Raw genomic sequence first — 17214 nt, forward strand, 5'->3', positions numbered from 1 at the left:
ACACCGGCACCAGCGCTGCCAAGGAAGCCGGGAACATGGTGGACCTCGACTCCAACCCGACGAAGCTGATCGAGATCGTCGAGATCGGCAAGCAGTTGCTGATCACGCGGGGTGCGCTGACCACGTTCTCGATCGCCAACGACATCGCCAAGTACTTCGCGATCATCCCGGCCATGTTCGCGGCGGTCTACCCCGGCCTGGACGCGCTCAACATCATGCGCCTGTCCAGCCCGCAGTCGGCGGTCCTGTCGGCGGTCGTCTTCAACGCCCTGGTGATCATCGCGTTGATCCCGCTCGCTCTGCGGGGCGTCCGCTACCGGCCGTCCAGCGCGTCCAAGCTGCTCTCCCGCAACCTCTACCTCTACGGCCTGGGCGGGATCGTCGTCCCGTTCATCGGCATCAAGCTCATCGACCTCTTCATTCAGTTCCTCCCGGGGATGTCATAAATGGACCGTCTACCCAGCTGGATCCGTCAGCACGTGGCCGCGCTCCGCGCGCTGCTCGTCCTGACCGTGGTGACCGGCGTCGTCTACCCGCTGGTCACCACCTGGGTCGCCCAGGCGGTGTTCAACGGCAAGGCCAACGGCTCGCTGGTCGAGCGTGACGGCAAGACCGTCGGCAGCGCGATCATCGGCCAGAAGTTCACCGACAAGGACGGCAATCCGCTCAAGAAGTACTTCCAGAGCCGCCCGTCGGCCGCCGGCGACGGCTACGACCCGCTGTCCAGCGCCGCCAGCAACCTGGGCCCCGAGGACGTCCTGGACGTCCTGCCGAACCCCCAGGGCGCCGACGCCGCCGCGAAGGAGGGCAAGCAGTCGCTGCTCACGCAGGTCTGCGCCCGCTCCAAGGCGGTCGGAGAGCTGGAAGGCGTCAGCGGCGCCCGTCCGTACTGCACCGCCGACGGCGTGGGCGCGGTGCTGAAGGTCTTCCCCGACCGGGCCGTCAGCGTCAACCAGGCCTGCCCCGCCACCCCGTTCGTCGCCACCTACAAGGGCCTCAAGGTGGAGTGCGGCAAGCCAGGCGAGGACTACGCGGCGGGCAGGACCGTCCCGGTCAGGGGCGGCGCGGGCACCCCCGCCGTCCCCGCCGACGCGGTGACGGCGAGCGGCTCGGGCCTGGACCCGCACATCTCCGTCGCCTACGCCGACCTCCAGGCTCCCAGGGTGGCCAGGGAGCGCGGCCTTCCCATCGAGCGGGTGCGGAGCCTGATCGCGGCGAACACCACCGGCAGGGCGCTCGGCTTCATGGGCGACCCGGTGGTGAACGTGCTCGAACTCAACCTGGCGCTCGACCGGCCATGACCAGGGGCCGCCTGCGGGTCTACCTCGGGTCCGCGCCCGGGGTCGGCAAGACGTACGCGATGCTGTGCGAGGGCCGCAGAGGGCTGGAGCGCGGCAGGGACGTGGTCGTGGGCTTCGTCGAGACCCACGGCCGCACCCGCACCGCGGCTCTGCTCGACGGCGTGGAGGTGATCCCGCGCCAGAGCATGCTCTACCGGGGGAGCACCTTCACCGAGCTGGACGTGGACGCGGTCATCGCCCGCGCGCCCAGGGTGGCGCTGATCGACGAGCTGGCCCACACCAACGTGCCGGGCTCGCGCAACGTCAAACGCTGGCAGGACATCGACGACATCCTCGACGCCGGCATCGACGTGATCTCCACGGTCAACATCCAGCACCTGGAGTCCGTCAACGACGTCGTCCAGGAGATCACCGGCGTGCCGCAGCGGGAGACCGTCCCGGACGAGGTGGTCCGGCGGGCCGACCAGGTCGAGCTGGTGGACATGTCGCCCGAGGCGCTGCGCAGGCGGATGGCGCACGGCAACGTGTACGCGCCGGAGAAGGTCGACGCGGCCCTGGCCAACTACTTCCGCGTCGGCAACCTGACCGCGCTGCGCGAGCTCGCCCTGCTGTGGGTCGCGGGCAAGGTCGACGACCAGCTCGACCGCTACCGCGCCGACCACGGCATCGCCGCCACCTGGGAGGCGCGCGAACGGGTCGTGGTCGCCCTGACCGGCGGGCCGGAGGGCGACACGCTGGTACGCCGCGCGGCGCGCATCGCCGCCCGCAGCAAGGGCGCCGACCTGCTGGCCGTCCACGTGACCAGCTCCGACGGGCTGGCCGGAGGCGACCCGGCCACCCTGGCCCGCCAGCGGACGCTGGTCGAGAACATGGGCGGCACCTACCACCAGGTCGTCGGCGACGACATCCCCGGGGCGCTGCTGGAGTTCGCCCGCGGGGTCAACGCCACCCAGCTCGTGCTCGGCGCGTCCAGGCGCGGCCGGTTCGCGCAGATCCTCTCCCGGGGCGTGGGGGTGGAGACGACGGCCCGGTCCGGCTCGATCGACGTCCACATGATCACCCACGCCGAGGCCAAGAAGGGCCGCCGCCGCCCGTCCCGCTCGCGGGCCGCGCTCACCCGCAAGCGGCGGCTGACCGGCTGGGCGATGGCGGTGGCGGGGATGCCGCTGCTCACCGCGATCCTGAGCGTCTTCAGGGACGAGCTCAGCCTGCCGAGCGAGATCCTGTTCTTCCTGGTCATGACGGTCGGCGTGGCGCTGGCCGGCGGCATGTGGCCGGCCATCACCGCGGCCGTCGGCGGGTCGCTCCTGCTCAACTGGTACTTCACGCCGCCGATCGGCGAGTTCACCATCTCCGACCCGGAGAACCTCTTCGCGCTCGTCGTCTTCGTCGTGGTCGCGGTCGCGGTCAGCACCATCGTGGACATCGCGGCCCGCCGTACGAGAGAGGCGGCCCGAGCCCGAGCCGACGCCGAGGTGCTGTCCACGCTGGCCGGGCATGTGCTGCGCGGCGAGGCGGCCGTGCCGTCGCTGCTGTCGCGGCTGCGCGAGACGTTCGGGCTGTCGTCGGTCACGCTGCTCGAACACGTCGGCAAGCCGGGCCCGGAGGACCAGGCCCAGCCGGAGTCCTGGCGGATCGTCGCCACGTCCGGGGGAGCGCCGTGCACCAGCCCGTCCAGCGGCGACACGGACGTGACCATCGACGACACCCTGGTCCTGGCCGTGCGGGGCCGCCTGCTCGACGCCTCGGACCGCAGGGTGCTGGAGGCGTTCGCCGCCGAGACGGCCATCGCGCTGCGGCAGCAGCGGCTGGAGGAGGAGGCCGAGCTGGCCAAGCCGCTCGCCGAGGCCGACAGGATGCGCACCGCGCTGCTCGCCGCCGTCAGCCACGACCTGCGCACCCCGCTCGCCTCGGCCAAGGCGGCCGTCGAGAGCCTGGCCAACACCGAGGTCGACTGGTCCGACGAGGACCGCGCCGAACTGCTGGAGACCGCCGACGAGTCGCTGGCCAAGCTCGACCGCCTGGTGGCGAACCTGCTCGACATGAGCCGCCTGCAGGCCGGCGTGCTGGGGCTCGCGCTGGAGCCGGTCGCGCTCGAGGAGGTCGTGCCCCGGGCGGTCGACGACCTCGGCCCGTTCTGCGACCGCATCGACGGCGACATCCCGGTCGACCTGCCCGAGGTCGTCGCCGACCCGGCCCTGCTGGAACGGGTGCTGGTCAACCTGATGTCCAACGCCGTCCGCTACAGCCCGCCGGACCAGCAGGTCGTCGTCACCGCCAGCTGGCACGGCGAGAACGTGGAGGTCCGCGTCATCGACCGCGGCCCCGGCATTCCGCCGGAGGCGCACGACCGGGTCTTCCTGCCGTTCCAGCGGTTGGGCGACCGCGACAACCACTCGGGTGTCGGGCTCGGCCTCGCGCTGTCCCGCGGGCTGGCCGAGGCCATGGGCGGCACCCTCGTCCCGGACGAGACCCCAGGAGGAGGACTCACCATGACGCTCACGCTGCCGCTCGCCACCCCGGCGCGGTCCCGGCCCGTCGAGGAGAGCGCATGACCCGCGTCCTCATCGTCGACGACGAACCGCAGATCCTGCGCGCCCTGCGGATCAACCTGGTCGCCCGCCACTACGAGGTGGCCGTGGCCGCCGACGGCAGCTCCGCGCTCAGGCAGGCCGCCGACTGGTCGCCCGAGCTCGTCATCCTGGATCTCGGGCTGCCTGACCTCGACGGCGTGGACGTGATCCACGGCCTGCGCGGCTGGTCCCAGGTCCCGATCATCGTCCTGTCCGGCAGGGCGGGCAACCACGACAAGATCGACGCGTTGGACGCCGGAGCCGACGACTACATCACCAAGCCGTTCGGCATCGAGGAGCTGCTCGCCCGCGTCCGCGCCGTCTCCCGGCGCGCCGCCGTCCGCGAGGCCGAGCTCGCGCGCGTCCAGGTCGGCGAGCACGTGGTGGACCTGACCAGCAAGACCATCTCGGGAGGCGTCCGGCTGACCCCCACCGAGTGGCACCTGCTGGAAATCCTGCTGCGCAACCCCGGCAAGCTCATCAGCCAGCGTCAGCTGCTGGTCGAGGTGTGGGGCGACAAGCATCTGAAGGAGACGCACTACCTGCGCCAGTACCTGGCGCAACTGCGCAAGAAGCTCGAACGCGACCCGGGCCGCCCCGTCCACCTGATCACCGAGCCCGGCATGGGCTACCGCTTCAACCCCTGAGAGCACGCCAATGGCGACACCCGTGAGAACAGTCCCGAAGCAGCCCCTCGACGCCGGAGACAAGCACCGCCTGACGGTCGTCGGCGGCCTGGCCGCCCTCTCCCTCGACGCCATGGCGTCCGTGGCGTACGGCCCCGAGGCGATCGTGCTGGTCCTCGCCCTCGCGGGCGGGGCCGGGCTCGGCTTCACCATCCCGGTCACGCTGACCATCGCCGCGCTCCTGGCGGTGCTGACCCTCTCCTACCGGCAGGTCATCGCCGCCTTCCCCGAGGGCGGCGGCGCCTACGGCGTGGCCAGGACGTACCTCGGCCGGCGGGCGAGCCTGGTCGCCGGCGCCTCGCTGGTCATCGACTACGTCCTGAACGTGGCCGTCTCGGTGGCCGCCGGGGTCGCGGCGCTCACCTCGGCCTTCCCCGAACTCCTGCCGTACACCGTCTGGCTCTGCCTCGGCGTGCTGGCCCTGGTCACCGCCGTCAACTTCAAGGGCATCGCGCACAGCGCCCGCGCGTTCATCGTCCCCACGGTGATCTACGTCGGCGCGATCGTGCTGGTGATCGCGGTGGGGCTGTTCAGGAGCTCGCCCGCCATCGACGTCGCGCACACGGCGCGGAGCCTGCAGACGGTCGGAGTCCTGCTCCTGCTCAAGGCGTTCGCCAACGGCTGCGCCTCGCTGACCGGGGTCGAGGCCATCGCCAACGCCGTCCCCTCGTTCAGGAGGCCACGGGTCAGGCGGGCGCAGAACGCGGAGATGGCCCTGGGCGGCCTGCTGGCCGTCATGCTGATCGGCATCGCCGTGCTGATCGAGAAGTTCGGGATCGCCCCCAGCGCGGGCGTGACCGTGCTCGCCCAGGTCACCCAGGCCGCGCTCGGCGACGGGCCGCTGTTCTACCTCGTCCAGTTCTCCACTGTCGTGCTGCTGGCGCTGGCGGCCAACACGTCCTTCGGCGGGCTGCCCGTGCTGGCCCAGCTGCTGGCCAGGGACAACAACCTGCCGCACCTGTTCGCGCTGCGCGCCGACCACCACGTACACCGCTACGGCATCGCCTTCCTGGCGATCGTCTCGGGCGTGCTGCTCCTGGCCGCGCGCGGGGACATGAACCTGCTGGTGCCGCTGTTCGCGATCGGAGTGTTCGTCGGCTTCACCCTCTCCCAGGCCGGCATGGTCAGGCACTGGACGGCCGACCGCCCGGCCGGCTGGCGGTGGCGGGTGGCGCTCAACGGCTTCGGCGCCCTGCTCACGTTCGTGGCCGCCATCGTGGTGACGATCTCGAAGTTCACCGAGGGCGGCTGGCTGATCGTGATCGCGTTGCCGCTGATGGTGCTGGCCATGGAGTGGGTGAACCGCTCCTACGCCCGCATCGGCGAGCGGCTGGAACTCGGCAGGACCCCCGAACCGCCCAGACCGCGCCGCTCCCTGGTGGTCGTCCCGGTGCACGCGGTCAACCGGCTGACCCACGACGCCCTGTCGGCCGCCCTCTCGCTCGGCCACCGGGTGGTGGCCGTCAACATCACCCACCCGGAGGACGAGGAGGACGCGCGCCGCTTCGTCGACGAGTGGGAACGCTGGCACCCGGAGGTCGAACTGGTGCAGCTCTACGACGCCCATCGACGGCTGGACGTGCCGCTGCTCGAGTTCCTCAGGAGGGTGCCGGAGGCGCACGTGTTCGTCCTCATCGCCGAGGTCGAGCCGGAGCACGTCTGGCAGCGCATGCTGCAGAACCAGCGTGGCGCCGTCCTGGCCAGGGCGCTGCGCCGCCGCACCGGCGCGGTGGTCTGCCGGATGCGGTTCCGCGTCGGCCAGGTCCCGGCGGCACAGGGGGACACGTCGTGAAGGTCTGGCTATGTCGTGAAGAGATCAGCTATGTGACCATGGAACGGAGGAGGGCAGATGCGATCATCCAGGCCGCCGCTGGAGTTCCTGATCGCGGGCGCCTTCGCGCTGGTCGTGGCGGCCTGCGCGGTCGCGGCGCTGATCGTGCCCGCCGCCGAGGGCGTCGTCGCGCTGGCCGCCGTCGTCGGGGCCTTCTCGATCTGGTCGCGGCACCTGGTGGCGGGCCTGGCGAGCGGGGCGATGGCGTGGTGCTTCGCGACCGGGTTCCTGGTCAACGACATGGGCACGCTGACGTTCACCGCCCCGGACGGCGTCAGGCTGGTCGCGTTCCTGGCCGTCGGCGCGGCGGGAAGCGCCTGGGGGATGGCCAGGAGGCCGCGCCGCCGCCGCATGCGTGACAGGGGTCGTCCGCCCGTCCTCGCCGGCCGGCTGAGCCACCCCGCCCCGACCGGGACGTCACGGCGCTAGCCCGGCCCTGCCGGTCACATGGGAGACCCGCCAGAGGGTGAACCGCTCGACCCGGTCGAGGACGAAACCGGCCCGCTCGATCGCGGCGACCACGTCCCGCGCGGGGTGACAGCCGCCGCACACCCGCGACCAGAGCGGCGTCACCATCTCCTCGGCCAACGCCACGGCCCGGTTGCCGGACCGCTGGTGCTCGTAGAACCGCAGCTCGCCGCCGGGCCGCAACACCCGGCGCACCTCGTCCAGCGCCGGGTCGAGCCGGGGCGCGCAGCACAGCACCAGTGAGCAGACCACCGCGTCGCAGGACGCGTCCTCCACGGGGAGGCGTGTGGCGTCCCCGTCGAGGACGCGCACCGTCGCGGCGACGTCGTCCGCCACCCGCCGGGCGGCGGCGCGCAGGAAGGGGTCCGCCTCCGCCAGGACGATCTCGCCGACGGCGGAGGGGTAGCAGGTCAGCTTGACGCCGTCGCCCGCGCCGAGTTCCAGCACCCGTCCTGAAAGGCCCTCCACCAGCTGTTTCCGCTGCGGCGTCGCCTCCCGGCGGTTGCGGACGGGACGGGGATGGTGGAACTGCTCCATCCCCCAGCCCACGCCGTCCACGGCGGCTGAGGGGATGCTCGGTTGCGGGATGTGCACGGCCACGGCTCCTCCTGAGAACTGCCTCCAGCCTCAGGCACCCGCCGGCCCGCCTGCGGCGATCCATACGGAACCCATACGGCTCCGGCCGCAATCGCCACGCCTCCTTGATGCGACCCGGTCAGCCTTCGGAACGGGCCCGGCCGGGACGTAGCCGGCGGCCGAGCGCGGTGAACAGCCGCCGGGGAAGCGCCAGGGCCAGCACCGCGAGCACGACGTGCACCGCGATGAAGGCGTACGCCTCGTTCCGCGTCGCCACGTGCCCCAGCCGGACCGTCATGTGGTGCGCCCAGTCCCAGACCTCGGGGATCCCGTCCAGCCGCCTGTTCATGAGGACCGCCACCAGGTCCTCAAGGCCCGACATCTGCAGGATCGTCATGGCCGCGCCGATGCGCAGCACGCCCTCGCGGGAGCCGCCGCCGAGCCGGTAGGACAGGGCGAGCGCGACGATGAGGAACGGCACGAACACGACCACGTGCAGGTAGAGATCCTCGAACGCGGCCGACTTGTCCACCATGTCGAGCGCGGTCATGAACGTCTTGGGGACGAAGTAGAGCAGGAAGACCAGGAAGATCGCGGGCAGCGCGACCAAGTGCAGGCGCAGCCGCCGCGCCCACGCGACGTCCAGCCAGGCGATGGCGAAGCAGGCGGCGACCTGGGGGGTCAGCTTGGCCAGCAGCATCCAGGCCGAGGTGATCTCCCGCTCGTAGGGGATGACGAAACGCACCATGGCGGCCAGTGCCACCGCCAGGGCTCCCATCAGCAGCGCGACCCGGTTGTCCCGCCAGAACGACGAGGCGGACGGTCGGGTGGACGAAGAGGACAGCATGGAATCCCTGTCAGTGCGTCGAGACTGTCGGTGTGCCGTGCTCGGGGCAGAGGGCCGTCGTCAGCGTCCCGGAGCCGTCCGGGACCACGTCGACCAGCACGGGTCTTGCGCGGCGCAGCGCCGTCACGGCCAGCGCCCGCCCGGCCGGGCGGGCGTGGAAGCGCCGCCACAGCAGGTGGGTCCTGCCGCAGGCCGGGACGCGCCCGCCCAGGTAGCCGAGGTGCGGGTCGTACGCGACACCTGGGTCCCCGGCGCGCGCGGCCGTCACGCGTTCGACGGCGCTCACCTGGACGCCGTCGAGTTCCGGCAGGATCGCGTCGAGGGCCGCCCGCTCGCCCACCACGACCGCCCGCCCGGCGTCGGCCGCGAGCGCGAGCGCGACGGCGTTCAGCGCCCGGCGACGCCGCTCGTCGACGACCTGCGCGTCCGGCGCGAGCAGCACCCCGTAACGGGGGCCGGACCAGGGCGTCCCGAGAGCGCGCCGGTCGAGCACGGCCGGCCGCACCTCCAGGACGGGAGTCCGGCGCGGCGCGCCCACCAGGGTGAGCGCGTCCAGCAGGTCCCGCCCGTCGCCGATCCACAGCGACGGCTCCCGGGAGGCGTCGAAGGGCCGCGCGAACGGGCACAGGCGGTGGAGCTGCCCGGTCAGCGCGGCGGAGGGAGTGGGCTCCGGCTCGTCGAGGGCCCGGCCCGCCGCCACCCACTGGTCGCGGTAGAACGGCACCCGCAGGAAGGCCGTCGCGACGACCCGGCGGTAGGCCCGCTCCCAGCGCTTCGGCGAGAACTCAGCCGGCATCGACGTCGACCCGGACCAGGTCCTCGACGGCCGCCAGGACCTGCGCGACCTCGTCGGCGGAGGTCCCGGAGGCCAGCACGTAGCCGAGCTTCGCCCGGCACTCGGTGTAGGGGACGACGTGCGCGCCGGGCGAGGCGGTGACCACCACGTCGGCCACTCCGGGCAGCGCCAGCGCGTCGGCCAGGCCGTCGAGCGCCACCAGCGTGCCCGCGGAGTCGGAGCGCAGCATGCGCACGGAGGCGTGCCTGGTCCACCGGGGTGCCAGGTCGGGACGTTCACCGATGGCGAGCTGAACGGCGGCGGCCACGGTGTCGACCCCGAACATCAGGCCGAGCGCCTCGCCCATGCCGTTGCCGCCGATCCTCGCGCCCATCTCGATCAGCACGACAGTGTCGCCGGTGTCGCCGGTGTCGCCGGTGACGAACAGGTCGAGGTTGAGCGGGCCGTCGGTGTAGCCGACCTCGGCGCAGACCAGTTCGAGCTGCCGGACGACCTCCTTGGTCAGCCGGTCGTCGCGCGGGGCCATGTCGTGCCCGATCGCGACGACCTGGGGCGCCGCCACCACCCGGTCGCTCAGTCCGAGCAGCGCCACCCGGCCGTCCTGGAGGAACGCCTCCCCGCACAGGTCCCGGCCGGTCACCAGCTCCTCGACGATCACGGTCGCCGAGGGGGAGGCGTCGGCCGCGGCCTGGACGGCGGCGTCCAGCTCCGGCGGGGCGGCACAGATCGTGATGCCCCGGGAGCTGCCCGAGTCGACGGGTTTGACGATGACGGGGAAGTCCAGTCGTCCGGCGTCGCGCAGGACCTCGCCGGCGGCGCCGCTGACGTAGGCGGGCCCGCCCAGCCCCAGCCGGTCGCAGACCTCGCGGAAGTACGCCTTGTCCACCGACACCCGCAGGGCGCGATCCGACAGCCCGCAGGGCAGCCCGAGCCGTCTTGTCACCTCGACGAGGGACGGGAGGTTGATGTCGGTTCCCGGGGCGAGCAGCCCCACCACGTCGTCCCGGTCGCGCAGCGCCGCCGTCACGGCGTCCACGTCACGGGTGCTGAGGTGCAGGAACTCGTCCGCCTCCAGCACGCCGGGGGCGTCGGCGCGCATGTCGACGCAGATCGTGCCCAGCCCGAGCCGCCGGGCGGCCCGGAACGAGCTGATCGTGCCGTCCGAGCCGCCCAGGATCACCAGGCGCTTCACGCGCCGGCCGCCACGTCCGGCACATTCCAGTGGACGCCGCGGTTCTCGATGAACCAGTCCACGGTCCTGGCCATGCCCTCTTCGAGCGACACCAGCGAACTGGGCTCGATGCCCACCGAGAGCAGGGTCTTGGTCTGCGCCGTGACCGCCGTGTCGGGCGTCTCGCCCGGCCGCATCGGCAGGTCCGCGATGGGCACCCGCTCGTAGCCGCGGGCCACGCAGAGGTCGATGACGAGCTCGGCGACCTCGCGGATGGTGGACGAGGTGGTCGGCCCGACCTCGACGACGTGGTCGAGGACCTCTCCTGCGGCGGCCGTCTCCAAGGAGGACACGAGCGCGCGCGCCACGTCCCCGACCCAGACCATGTCGGAGACCTGGGTGCCTCCGCCGTACAGCTCGACCGGCATCCCGGCGAGCGCGCGGCAGATGACCGCAGGGGTGATCTTCCGCACCTTGCCGGGGGCGAAGGGCGGCGCGGCCTGCTGGCGGGGGCCGTAGGCGTTGACGACCCGGACGTTGTTCACCCTGGTCCCGCGGTGGGCGTTGAACATCCGGACGAAGCGCTCCACGGCCGTTTTGGAGATGGAGTAGCTGTTGTCCATCCAGTGGTTGCCCACGCAAATGTAGACGCCCGGCAGGTCGTATTGGGCGACGGCCTCCAAGAAGTTGAGACCGCCCATGAGATTGGTCTCAGCGGCCGGGCGCGGATTGGTGATGGTTTCCTGAGTACCGAGAACAGCCGCCAAATGGATGATTGCGTCACAATGCGCAGCGAGTTCTGTCATTACGGTAGCGTCCCGAATGTCGCCCCGCATGACCTCCCAGGGGAGGCCGCTTTCTGCGCGCCCTCTGTGATCGAACACGAGCGGAACGTGGCCACGGGATGCGAGTTCCTCGCAAACGTAGCGGCCGATGAATCCGTTTCCGCCGGTTACTCCAACCTTCATGCCACCTCTTGAGTGTGAGTCGCACGATGAATGGTCGCGCGTGGTGGGTCCAGAACACGCACGAGGTGATCACAGCAGACATATTCTGCGACAATCTTCACGAATCAGCAGTTGTAGCCATGTTGTGATCATTTCGCCATCGAGGGCAATCGAGTGCACCTGGAAGTACTAGATCCCTGCCGTGATCCGGAGCCGCCAGACTGGGAGGACTTCCGGCAGGGCGAGGGACTGACCGCCATCTGGGCCTACGACGTCATCGCCGCGTCGTCCGAAGGATCGTGGGCCCGTCCGCTGCTGGCGGTGTTCCGCGACGGCGACCGCATCACCGGGGCGGTCGGCGCGGTCTACCTCGGCCTACGATGGCCGGATTCCGACCGAGCCCCACGTCCCCGACGGGAGCCGATCATCCTCGACGTCCGCCTGCCCGGGCACTCCAACGGGCCGACCTGGCACTTCAGCGCCGACGTGCCGCCCGAGGCCCGCCGGAGCCTGCTCCTGCGGTTCGAGCGTGCCGTGGCCCGCCTGCTCGGCTGGGGGCTCGCCGGCACTCTCTACCGCATGGTCGCCGAACCCCACCTGCCTCTGGTGGCCCGCCGCGGCGCGATCGTCCGCGACTCCCCGGGCAGCACGCTGCTGCCGCTGAGCTGGACCTCGGTCGAGGGCTGGATCGGCTCGCTCAGCAGAGACCGCAGGAAGTCGCTGCGCCGCCAGACCAGGAGGGTCGACGAGGCCGCGGACCTGACCGTGCGGGAGGGAAGGGCCCGGCTCGACCTCGACCCGGCGGAGCTGGCCGAGCTGAACCGCAGGCACACCGACCGCCTGGCGAGCCGCTTCGACCCCCGGGCGCCGCTGCCCGCCGCCTACTTCCGCGACCTGCTCCGACGCGACGACGTGCGGGTGATCTCCTATCACGAGGCCGACCGGCTGCTGGCCTTCTCCATCGTGTACGAGCATCCGACCTCGCCGGTGAGCGGGCCGTGGGCGGCACTGCGGCCGGAGGAGGGCGGACGCAAGGACCTCTACTTCGACAGCTACGTGCGCATCATCCGGCGGGCGATCGAGGCGGGCGCCAAGCAGGTGCTCTTCGGCAGAGGCAGGGTGGACATCAAGCTGTCACTGGGCTTCGAGCACGTCCCGATGAAGTTCGTCGTCGTCCCCCGGTGGGTGATGGGATGAGCCTCACCCTCCAGATCCTGGACCCCCGCCACGACCCGGAGCCCTCCGACTGGGAGCGGCTGCGCACCGCCGCGGGCCAGTGCGTGACCTGGCGCTACGACCTGCTGCGGGCCTACGCCTGGGCCGCCCAGGCACCGGTCCTGCTCGCCGTCCTCAGGGAGGAAGACGCCGCGGTCGGCGCGGTGTCGGCGTCCTTACGCGGCGTACGACCGCACCGGGGCGCCTACGCCTCCGGCCGCGACCCCGCGGGCCTCGTGGACGTCCACGCGCCGGGAAACCGCTCCCAGAAGGGATGGTGGTTCACCGGCGACCCCGAGCCGCAGCGGCAGCGGGACCTGCTGGACGGCTACGTGCGCGGCATCCGCCGGGAGCTGGGCACCGGCTGGCGCGGCGTCGTGTGGCGGGAGGTGTCGCCCGGCGAACCCGCGCTGCTGCCCGGCACGGTCAAGGTCCGCCTCCCCACGGCGCCGCTGGCCAAGCTGGCCACTCCCTGGACCGGCGTCGAGGACTGGTACGCCCTCCTCGACCGCGCCCGCAGGGACTCACTCAGGCGGCGGGCCAGGAACTTCACCGCCGACCCCAGCCTGTCGGTCGAGATCGGACCGGCACGCGAGCTGGTGACGGCGGCCGAGGCGGCCGCGCTGCGCGCCGAGAACGACCTCAAGCACCGCAGCAGGCTCTTCCCGCTCGCCCCGCTCCCGCTGCCCTACCTCGAGGCCCTGGTCGGCGGCGACGAGGTCGTGGCGATCGCCTACCGCGACAGACCGGGGCGGCGGCTGCTCGGGCTCTCCCTGATCCTGGACCACCCCGCGTGGCCCGTCTGCCTGAGCTGGGGCGCCCTGCTGCCCGAGGACGGCGGGCGCAAGCACCTGTACTTCGACGGCTACGTCCGCATGGTGGAGTGGTCCATCAGCTCGGGCAAGGCCGGACTGGTCCTCGGCAAGGGGCAGGCGGAGGCCAAACGCGACCTCGGCGCGGACCTGGTCCCCTCCTCCGCTCTCGCCGTACCCCTCTGACCTGTGGACAGGACCATGACCTGCGTGCAATGCGGGCACCCGCACCCCGTGCCGATCAGAAGACGGCTGCGGTCGGCGCGCTACTCCTGCCGGTCCTGCGGCGCGCTCTTCCGACCCGGCCCGCCTCCCGCCCCCGATCCTGCCCCCGACCAGGAGCGGCCCGCGCCGGCGGACGGCGACCCGCTGTCAGCGTTCATGCCCGACCGCATGGTCCGCTGGGTGCGCGAGGAGGCCGGACAGGCCACCGTCGCCGACAAGCCCGACCGGGCGACGCTCGCGCGCTGGTACAAGGAGTTCGACGCGCTCGTCGCCGGCGCCAGGACCTCGCCCGACGCGCGTGCGGTGGTCGAACGGGTCAGCGAGCTCCCCCTGGACCAGCTGCCCGGCAAACCTCCCGCGTTCAACAAGGTGTGCGCCGCGCTGCATGCCACCTGCTACGACGCCGGGCTCGCCGCGTCCAGGCTGGGCGGGCAGGACTCCGCCTTCGTGGTCGAACGGGTCAGCCGGTTACGGCACTGGCTCGCCACCGCGGGCCGGTCCACCACCTGGCTGGAGGCCCCACCGGCTCCGGCTCCCGCCGCCGCGGCGGTCGAGGAGCTGCTGACACTGCCGGACTCGTTCACCGCCGACCAGGTGAGAACCTTGTTCACCGCGCTGTTCGGCGTCGACAAGGGGCCGTCCGTCCCGGGGGTGCGCGACCGGTTCGGCGACGAGCGCATCCGCCAGGCCCTGCTCACCTATCTGGAGACCGGTGCCCGCCCGCTGCGCGAGGCCGTCTCGGACGAGTTGGACGCGCCATGACGGCCGCCGCCACGTCCCACCGCATCGGCCCGCGCCGCCTGCTGACGCTGCTGGGCGGTCGCGCCACCTTCCGCCTCCTGCTGTACGGCTCCGCGGCCGTCCTGGTCGCCGCGTGGAGCCGCGAGGACTTCAACAGGTACGCGGCCGCGGTCGGCGCGGCGGCCTGGCTGTGCATGGCGGTCCAGTCCGGGCCGGAGAAGGCGGCGCTCACGCTCATCCCGCGTGCCCGCCGCACCCGGGACGAGATCGCCGGCATGCTGCGCGCGGTCGTCGCGCACGTGCCGCTGCCCTTCACCGTGGCCGCCGTGGCCGGTCTCGTCCTCGCGCCCGGCTCGGCCGTCACCGTCTACCTGCTGGCCATCGCCTACTACATCTCCCTCGGCTGCGGCATGCTCGGCGTGGCACTCCACCGGGCCCTCGGCCGCTACAACCGCGACACTGTGCACTTCTCGCTGCTCGGTCTGGGGATGCTCGGCATGGCGGGGCTGGCGTTCACCGTCCACATCCGGCCGGCCGGTTACCTGGCCGGACTGCTCGTGCTGGTCACCGCGCTGAACCTGGCGCTGCTGCGGGGGCTGCCGCGCGGCGCCTGGCCGCCGCGGCGGGCGCTGGGCGGCATCCTGGCCCGCACGGTGGTGCTGATGGGCGCGGCCGACGTGCTGGGCAACGCCATGGTCGGCACGCTCTTCGTGGAACTGTCGCTCACCTCCCACGCCGGCCAGAGCGGCGACCTGTACGTGATGACCCTCGGATGGGGGTTCGCCGCGTCCGTCATCTACACGCTGCAGCGGATCTACCAGCCCCGGCTGGCGCTGCGGATGGCGTCGGAGGGCGCCGCGCAGGTCCGCGCGCTGGCCCGGCGGGTGGCGCGGCTGTCCGTCTGGGTGAGCGCCCTCTGGCTGGTCGTCGCGGGAGCCGCGCTGGTCGGCGGCCTGGCCGGGACCCGCTCCCTGGTCGCGCTCGGCGGCCTGCTGGTGTCGCTGCTCCCCGCCAACGCGCTGGCGAGCTTCGGGATATTCGTGCTGGAGAACACCGGCGAGAGCGAGCTGCGCGGCAGCGCGAAGGCGGCCGTCCTGTCCTGGGCCGTGGTGAGCGCGCTGGGCGCGATGGTGATCCCGTTCGCGGGGGCCGCCGGGGCGGTGTACGCGCTGGGCGCGCAGGGGTTCGTGCTGGGACTCGTACTGAGGAGGCGGATGTGACCGGGTTGACCGTGCTGGTTCCCTGCTACAACGAGGGAGCGCAGGTGGAGGTCGCCCACGGCGAGCTGGTCGAGGCGCTGAAGGAGATCGGCGACCTGGAGATCCTCTTCGTCGACGACGGCAGCACCGACGACTCCCTCGACCGGATCCGCCGCCTGGCGGAGACGGACCCGCGGGTGCGGTACCTCTCCTTCACCCGCAACTTCGGGATCGACGCGGTCATGGCGGCCGGGTTCCGCTACGCCGGCCAGCCGTGGACGGTCCAGTGCGACGCGGACCTCCAGGTGCCGCCCGAGGAGATCTGGACCCTGCTCGCCAAGGCCGAAGAGGGCTACGACGTGGTGTTCGGCGAGCGGCAGGGCCGTCGCGACCCGCTGGTGCGCAAGGGCGGCTCGGCGGGGCTGCACTGGGCGGCCCGGCGGGTCTTCGGCATCGACATGCCCAGGGGCGCGTCCACCTTCAGGCTGGTGAGCACCGGCGTGGCCCGCACGATCACCGATCTGCGGCTGCCCTGGTTCATTCCGGCGGTGCCTCTCGTCGGCGCCAGGTACGCCGTCGCGCCGGTCGCGCACAGACCGCGCACGGCGGGCCGTTCCAAGCTGCGCCTGGTCAGGCTGGCCGGGCACGCTTTCGAGCTGTTCTTCGGCTTCTCCTGGCGACCGCTCACGATGGTGTACGCGGCAGCCGCCCTGGGCGGCGTCCTGGCCCTGGCGCTCGCGGTGCTCGGCTACCTGGGCCTGGTGGACGGGGCCGTCCTGGGGGCGACCCAGCTCCTGCTCGCCGGGCTGGCCCTCGCGGCGGTCGCCCTGGTGGGACGCTACCTGCACCGGCTCCTGCGCGACTCGGGAAGCCTGCGCCCCTACTTCGTCCGTGACTCGAACCTGCCCCTGCTTCCCGAGGACACGCTGACCGGCGGCCGGCCGTGCCCGCCTCCGCCTGGCCGCACGGCGGCGAACGCCTGACGCCGCCGGTTCACGCGCCGTGTCCGGCGAGCACGCTCTGGACGTACTCGGTCGCCGGCGGGCCGAAGTGCGCGTACGCCGCGCCGGTCGCGGCCAGCAGCGCGGGCAGTGACCAGTCGCCGGGCAGCAGCTCGGGCGGCAGCGCCGGCGGTGTGCGCAACGTGTCGATCAGCGCCCCGCCGAAGAGCTGGACGTAGTCCACCAGCGCGGTCGCGCTGGGCGGCGGGATCGGGCGGTCCCTGACGGCGGCGCGCAGCCGGGCGGCGTGCTCGCGGTAGCGGCGGTCCAGCTCGTCCAGCTCCCAGGCGCGAAAGGCGACCGTCGCGGCGTCCGCGGTGGACAGTTCGACGCGGCCGAAGTACACCGTCCCCGCGCGGGGGGCCGAGCCGAGTTCGGCTGCCAGACGGTCCCGCTGGTCGGCCGGCGAGATCAGCACGCCCGGCTGCATCAGGCCGTATCCGGCCAGCGTCGCGGCCCGGCGTAGCTGGTCGCGGTAGGCCCGCTGGGCCTCGGGGACCGTGTAGAAGATCGCGTGGAAGAGGCCGTCCCAGGCGGGAGGCTCCGGGCGGCCGTCGCGGATCTGCCTGAACGACCGCAGGAAGGCGCCCGAGAGCCGGTAGTCGGCGCCGCGGCCTCGCGGGGTCGCGGCGATGAGCCCGTCGCGGCGCATGCGGGCGATGAGCGAACGCGCCGCCCCCGTGGTGAGCCCGAGGACGGTCAGCAGCCGCACCAGCGCGGCGCCGGGCATCTCCTCGCGGCCCGCGACCCCGTACAGGAACGGCACCAGACCGACATTCACCCCGCGCGAGACATTTACCCCGCCAGGCCGTCCTGTTACTGTTT

General features: G+C 72.4%; 16 protein-coding genes and 1 pseudogene. 11 read left to right on the forward strand and 6 right to left on the reverse strand.

Features of this window, described 5'->3' with window-relative positions:
• From ABT294_RS47975 to ABT294_RS48000, 6 genes and pseudogenes are all read left to right on the forward strand, one after another.
• Nucleotides 1–446 (forward strand): annotated as a pseudogene (locus tag ABT294_RS47975) (potassium-transporting ATPase subunit B); the annotation flags it as partial.
• Nucleotides 447–1301 carry a potassium-transporting ATPase subunit C gene (locus ABT294_RS47980; RefSeq protein ID WP_350813222.1) on the forward strand — a complete coding sequence of 285 codons (855 nt, stop codon included), beginning with the start codon at nt 447–449 and terminating at the stop codon, nt 1299–1301.
• Nucleotides 1298–3856, forward strand: coding sequence for a DUF4118 domain-containing protein (locus ABT294_RS47985; protein WP_350813223.1), 2559 nt, complete (start codon nt 1298–1300; stop codon nt 3854–3856). Before ABT294_RS47980 ends, ABT294_RS47985 begins: the two co-directional genes overlap by 4 nt.
• Nucleotides 3853–4521: a response regulator gene (locus ABT294_RS47990; protein ID WP_350813224.1), complete on the forward strand. Its 669-nt coding sequence runs from the start codon at nt 3853–3855 to the stop codon at nt 4519–4521. Before ABT294_RS47985 ends, ABT294_RS47990 begins: the two co-directional genes overlap by 4 nt.
• Before the next feature lie 22 nt (nt 4522–4543).
• Complete coding sequence (locus ABT294_RS47995; RefSeq protein ID WP_350813225.1) at nt 4544–6352, forward strand: APC family permease; 1809 nt, start codon at nt 4544–4546, stop codon at nt 6350–6352.
• 57 nt (nt 6353–6409) lie between these two features.
• Nucleotides 6410–6820: a hypothetical protein gene (locus tag ABT294_RS48000; RefSeq protein WP_350813226.1), complete on the forward strand. Its 411-nt coding sequence runs from the start codon at nt 6410–6412 to the stop codon at nt 6818–6820.
• On the opposite strand, the gene ABT294_RS48005 is transcribed toward ABT294_RS48000, so the two are convergent.
• The 5 genes from ABT294_RS48005 to ABT294_RS48025 form a co-directional block, all read right to left on the reverse strand.
• Nucleotides 6809–7459 (reverse strand): class I SAM-dependent methyltransferase, encoded by a 651-nt coding sequence (locus ABT294_RS48005; RefSeq protein ID WP_350813227.1) that lies wholly within the window; start codon nt 7457–7459, stop codon nt 6809–6811. The genes ABT294_RS48000 and ABT294_RS48005 overlap by 12 nt on opposite strands.
• 115 nt (nt 7460–7574) lie before the next feature.
• A complete protein-coding gene (locus ABT294_RS48010) occupies nt 7575–8282 on the reverse strand; it encodes a hypothetical protein (RefSeq protein WP_350813228.1) in 708 nt (235 codons plus the stop codon).
• A gap of 10 nt (nt 8283–8292) precedes the next feature.
• Entirely contained in the window at nt 8293–9078 is a 786-nt protein-coding gene (locus ABT294_RS48015; RefSeq protein ID WP_350813229.1) for a hypothetical protein, read from the reverse strand.
• Nucleotides 9068–10270 (reverse strand): ATP-grasp domain-containing protein, encoded by a 1203-nt coding sequence (locus tag ABT294_RS48020; protein WP_350813230.1) that lies wholly within the window; start codon nt 10268–10270, stop codon nt 9068–9070. The genes ABT294_RS48015 and ABT294_RS48020 overlap by 11 nt, the downstream gene beginning before the upstream one ends.
• On the reverse strand, nt 10267–11217 hold the full coding sequence (locus ABT294_RS48025; RefSeq protein WP_350813231.1) for an NAD-dependent epimerase/dehydratase family protein: 951 nt from the start codon (nt 11215–11217) through the stop codon (nt 10267–10269). The genes ABT294_RS48020 and ABT294_RS48025 overlap by 4 nt, the downstream gene beginning before the upstream one ends.
• A gap of 153 nt (nt 11218–11370) precedes the next feature.
• On the opposite strand from ABT294_RS48025, the gene ABT294_RS48030 reads away from it, so the two are divergent.
• Genes ABT294_RS48030 through ABT294_RS48050 form a run of 5 tightly spaced genes read left to right on the forward strand, consistent with a single transcriptional unit; the run spans nt 11371 to nt 16371 of the window.
• The gene (locus ABT294_RS48030) at nt 11371–12393 is read left to right on the forward strand and encodes a GNAT family N-acetyltransferase (RefSeq protein WP_350813232.1); all 1023 of its coding nucleotides are present in this window, start codon (nt 11371–11373) and stop codon (nt 12391–12393) included.
• Nucleotides 12390–13409, forward strand: a complete 1020-nt coding sequence (locus ABT294_RS48035; protein ID WP_350813233.1) for a hypothetical protein — start codon at nt 12390–12392, stop codon at nt 13407–13409. The genes ABT294_RS48030 and ABT294_RS48035 overlap by 4 nt, the downstream gene beginning before the upstream one ends.
• A gap of 15 nt (nt 13410–13424) precedes the next feature.
• Nucleotides 13425–14210: a hypothetical protein gene (locus tag ABT294_RS48040; protein ID WP_350813234.1), complete on the forward strand. Its 786-nt coding sequence runs from the start codon at nt 13425–13427 to the stop codon at nt 14208–14210.
• A complete protein-coding gene (locus ABT294_RS48045) occupies nt 14207–15409 on the forward strand; it encodes a hypothetical protein (protein ID WP_350813235.1) in 1203 nt (400 codons plus the stop codon). Before ABT294_RS48040 ends, ABT294_RS48045 begins: the two co-directional genes overlap by 4 nt.
• The gene (locus tag ABT294_RS48050; protein ID WP_350813236.1) at nt 15406–16371 is read left to right on the forward strand and encodes a glycosyltransferase family 2 protein; all 966 of its coding nucleotides are present in this window, start codon (nt 15406–15408) and stop codon (nt 16369–16371) included. Before ABT294_RS48045 ends, ABT294_RS48050 begins: the two co-directional genes overlap by 4 nt.
• A gap of 10 nt (nt 16372–16381) precedes the next feature.
• On the opposite strand, the gene ABT294_RS48055 is transcribed toward ABT294_RS48050, so the two are convergent.
• Entirely contained in the window at nt 16382–17170 is a 789-nt protein-coding gene (locus ABT294_RS48055) for a PaaX family transcriptional regulator C-terminal domain-containing protein (RefSeq protein WP_350813237.1), read from the reverse strand.
• Nucleotides 17171–17214: the final 44 nt, after the last annotated feature.

The organism is Nonomuraea sp. NPDC000554, from assembly GCF_040300065.1.
Lineage (GTDB): Bacteria > Actinomycetota > Actinomycetes > Streptosporangiales > Streptosporangiaceae > Nonomuraea.